Raw genomic sequence first — 3,006 nt, forward strand, 5'->3', positions numbered from 1 at the left:
CTACCTTCTACGGGCAACTAGCCTTCGTTGTCGTGGGCGCCACCTTTGTCGCCTACCTCTTGTTGCTTTTCGCACAGAGAGGTTTGCGTCCCACCGTTGTCAGCATCTACAACTACGGCATCCCCGTCATTGCCTCCATGCTGGCCGTTATGATGGGGCAAGACCAACTCACACTCACCAAAGTCGCCTCTGCGGTCCTCATCCTGCTCGGAGTCTTCATGGTGACCCGTAGCAAAAGCCGCCAGCAACTCCTCCGTGAGCACCTGCGCAACGAATAGCGCAGCCCCCCCCCGTTTTCTAGACAGGAGAAGCTTCTAGTCTTATATAGTCAGCGATAAAATGAGAGAGACCTATCTGCTCCCATGAGGGGTGTCAGATAGGTCTCTCTATCGTTGTACGGTCGGTGGGACTCGAACCCACACACCTCGCGGCATTAGATCCTAAGTCTAACGCGTCTACCAATTCCGCCACGACCGCAGCGAGGTTTGCGTCTGCAAAGGTAAGAATAATCTTTGAATTAGCAAGCGTTCGGATGACTTTAATTTTTCCAATCTCACGAATAACGATTTGTAGGGCTACCCTATTTGCGACATCTAGGCTAGTCTACTAGTCAGCTACCTAGGCAGATATTAGCGCAGTGAGACGAGCAGCGTGCTGTCTTCGTAGACGAAGGTGAGCTTCTCCTCCTTGGCGAGCCAGCCGAGCGCTGCGTAGACATCCTTTTCGGTACGTATCTTGGTCGCTTTCTTGAGTTGCTTGACGTCCATCTTGCCGAGCTTGTCAAGTGCATTCCAGATGAGCCCTGCGTTGGTGCCGATGTAGGCGATCATGTTTTCTTCCATAGTGCTAGTGTATTTGATTTTCTATACAGCAAAGCTACAGAAAAAGATTGATACAGCTCTTGCGACTAGGTTAAGTGGTCGGGAGATGCACTATAATCTGCCCCTCTAGGAGTGCGATATGGCTAAAACCTCGCCCTGTAGTGCTATAGACTCACCTTGTAGCTACTTCTAGATCTTCGCTGATTGCAATCCCTACCGAGGAAATCGCAGATCTCCAGGGAGCAAACGAAAATTCTCCACGGAACCGGGAAATAAAAGTTCGGAAGAACGAAATGAAACTTCGGAAGAAGCAAATCAAACTTCCGAAGAATTTTTTCGTATCTCCGTGGAGGATCAAAAAGCTCTACCGAGGAATCCTTCGATTTCCTTGATAGTGCTGTCGGTGAAGTCATCTAGTAGGATGCCTTAGCCTTGGGTTAAGCGATGGTGCTGTTCTAGGTAAGGGGTGCAGAGATCGTAGATGGCTATGCCCGTGGCGACGCTTACATTGAGCGAGTGCTTGGTGCCGTACTGAGGAATCTCAAGGCAGTAGTCGGCATACTGGATCACTTCGTCAGAGACGCCGTGCACCTCATTGCCCACGATCAGCACGGCTCCACGGTCTTCTAGGACTGGTTGGCTACCGAGGGTGATGCTCTGGTGTGTCTGCTCGAGGGCGAGGATGGTACGTCCCTCCTGTCGGTACTGCTCTAGTGCCTCGGTGGCGGAGTTTAGGTGTCGCCAAGGGACCGCCTCCTCGGCTCCGATGGCGGTCTTGTGGAGGAGCGGGTGGGGTGGACAGCCTGTGATGCCAACGAGGAGGAGCTCCTCTATGCGGAAGGCATCTGCCGTGCGAAAGATGGAGCCGACATTGTGCATGCTGCGTACGTTGTCGAGGAGTATGGTGAGAGGTACCTTGGAAGCAGTGTGGTACTCCTCGGTGGTGAGGCGCTGCATCTCTAGAATAGAGGTTTTCTCTATAGGCATAGCGGGGTGGGGGCTTTTTTACTTGGTGTCTTTGTACCCTTTGGACTGGAGGAGCTTGATGAGCTTCTCCTTATTGTTTTGCTGGATCAGTATCTCGCCATCACGTGTGGAACCACCGCAACCGAGCGACTGCTTGAGCTGGCGGGCGAGGTCTGCAAGGTCGCTGTCGGAGCCGACGAAACCTCTGATGATGAGCGCCTCTTTGCCTGCACGTCCGGCGCGTGAGTACTCGATGCGTAGTCGCTGCTGAGTGGCGGGCAGGGTCTCTACCTCAAGGCTCTCGGCTTGTGGCGTCCAGTCGGGATCGGTGCTGTAGACGATACCGCCCGTGGCGGGGGCTTTGCCCTTTTTCTTGCTCATAGCTGTGGGGTTAATAGTGAAATGAACTACCTCCGATGAATTCACGGAGGAGGGAGGTCGAAGGCACCACGTCAAAGGGGGCGGGGCGCACATGCTCTAGAAAGCGTAGCAGGCGGCGAGCCTCGCTGTACTCATGGACACAGGCGGGAACCTGGTAAAGGATGCGCTCGGCAAGCGTCTTGAGGACGGCAACTTCGTACATGAGGGCACTGTTGAAGAGGACATTGGCTCTCTGCTGATAGGGGAAGATCCATCGCTCCTCACCAGCCCGCACGCTGTGCCAGCGACTGATGGTGTCAATGGCTGAGTAACCTCTATACTTGTGGTCTCGCACCATGCGCCTCAGGAGCCGTATATCGGTGCTAGGAATACGGTTGTGCGCATCCAGTCCGATGGCTGTGAGGGCGCTGATATAGATATTGTAGGTCAGAGGCTGTAGGTCCTCGGGGATAAGTCTTGGGTTGAGCGCATGGATGCCCTCGATGAGGAGCAGATCGCCCTCACCGAGCTGTAAGAGCTCCTTCTGATAGACTCTAGCACCTTGATTAAAGTCGAAGATCGGCATGTCAACCAGTTCGCCAGCCAAGAGACGACGCAGATCACTCGCAAAGAGCTCTAGGTCTAGTGCCTCAATGTGCTCATAGTCGTACTCGCCCTTGTCATCTAGTGGGGTGAATTCACGTGCGACGAAGTAGTTGTCGAGCGAGAGCTGATGGGGACGAAGGTAGTTCGCCATGAGTTGCAGACGTAGTCGCTTGGTAAAGGTGGTCTTGCCCGACGAAGAGGGTCCCGCCACGAGTACGATGCGTACGCCCCTCTCGTAAGCTTCGGCTATCTC

At 54.0% G+C, this 3,006-nt stretch carries 5 protein-coding genes and 1 tRNA gene; 1 reads left to right on the forward strand and 5 read right to left on the reverse strand.

The genetic code is table 11. The annotated features are described in order from the left end of the window. The coding region (locus Q0X57_RS08020) for a DMT family transporter (protein WP_297729944.1) at positions 1-278 on the forward strand (278 nt) is incomplete at its 5' end. Positions 279-395: 117 nt separating this feature from the next. Here the strand turns inward: Q0X57_RS08020 and Q0X57_RS08025 are convergent. From Q0X57_RS08025 to Q0X57_RS08045, 5 genes are all read right to left on the reverse strand, one after another. Further along, positions 396-477 (reverse strand) — tRNA-Leu (locus tag Q0X57_RS08025). Between the two features lie 152 nt (positions 478-629). After that, a complete protein-coding gene (locus Q0X57_RS08030; RefSeq protein WP_297729952.1) occupies positions 630-830 on the reverse strand; it encodes a winged helix-turn-helix domain-containing protein in 201 nt (66 codons plus the stop codon). A 417-nt stretch (positions 831-1,247) separates the two neighbouring features. Continuing rightward, complete coding sequence (locus tag Q0X57_RS08035; protein WP_297729946.1) at positions 1,248-1,808, reverse strand: RNA methyltransferase; 561 nt, start codon at positions 1,806-1,808, stop codon at positions 1,248-1,250. A gap of 18 nt (positions 1,809-1,826) precedes the next feature. Further along, the gene (locus Q0X57_RS08040) at positions 1,827-2,168 is read right to left on the reverse strand and encodes a translation initiation factor (RefSeq protein ID WP_297729948.1); all 342 of its coding nucleotides are present in this window, start codon (positions 2,166-2,168) and stop codon (positions 1,827-1,829) included. A gap of 10 nt (positions 2,169-2,178) precedes the next feature. Next, on the reverse strand, positions 2,179-3,006 hold an 828-nt coding region (locus Q0X57_RS08045), incomplete at its 5' end, for a uridine kinase (protein ID WP_297729950.1).

This window comes from uncultured Porphyromonas sp., assembly GCF_947254915.1.
Taxonomy (GTDB): Bacteria; Bacteroidota; Bacteroidia; order Bacteroidales; family Porphyromonadaceae; genus Porphyromonas.

Coding starts and splice junctions, on each gene's coding strand:
- Q0X57_RS08030 (WP_297729952.1), bottom strand. CDS start 830: ATGATCGCCTACATCGGCACCAACGCAGGGCTCATCTGGAATGCACTT.
- Q0X57_RS08035 (WP_297729946.1), bottom strand. CDS start 1,808: ATGCCTATAGAGAAAACCTCTATTCTAGAGATGCAGCGCCTCACCACC.
- Q0X57_RS08040 (WP_297729948.1), bottom strand. CDS start 2,168: ATGAGCAAGAAAAAGGGCAAAGCCCCCGCCACGGGCGGTATCGTCTAC.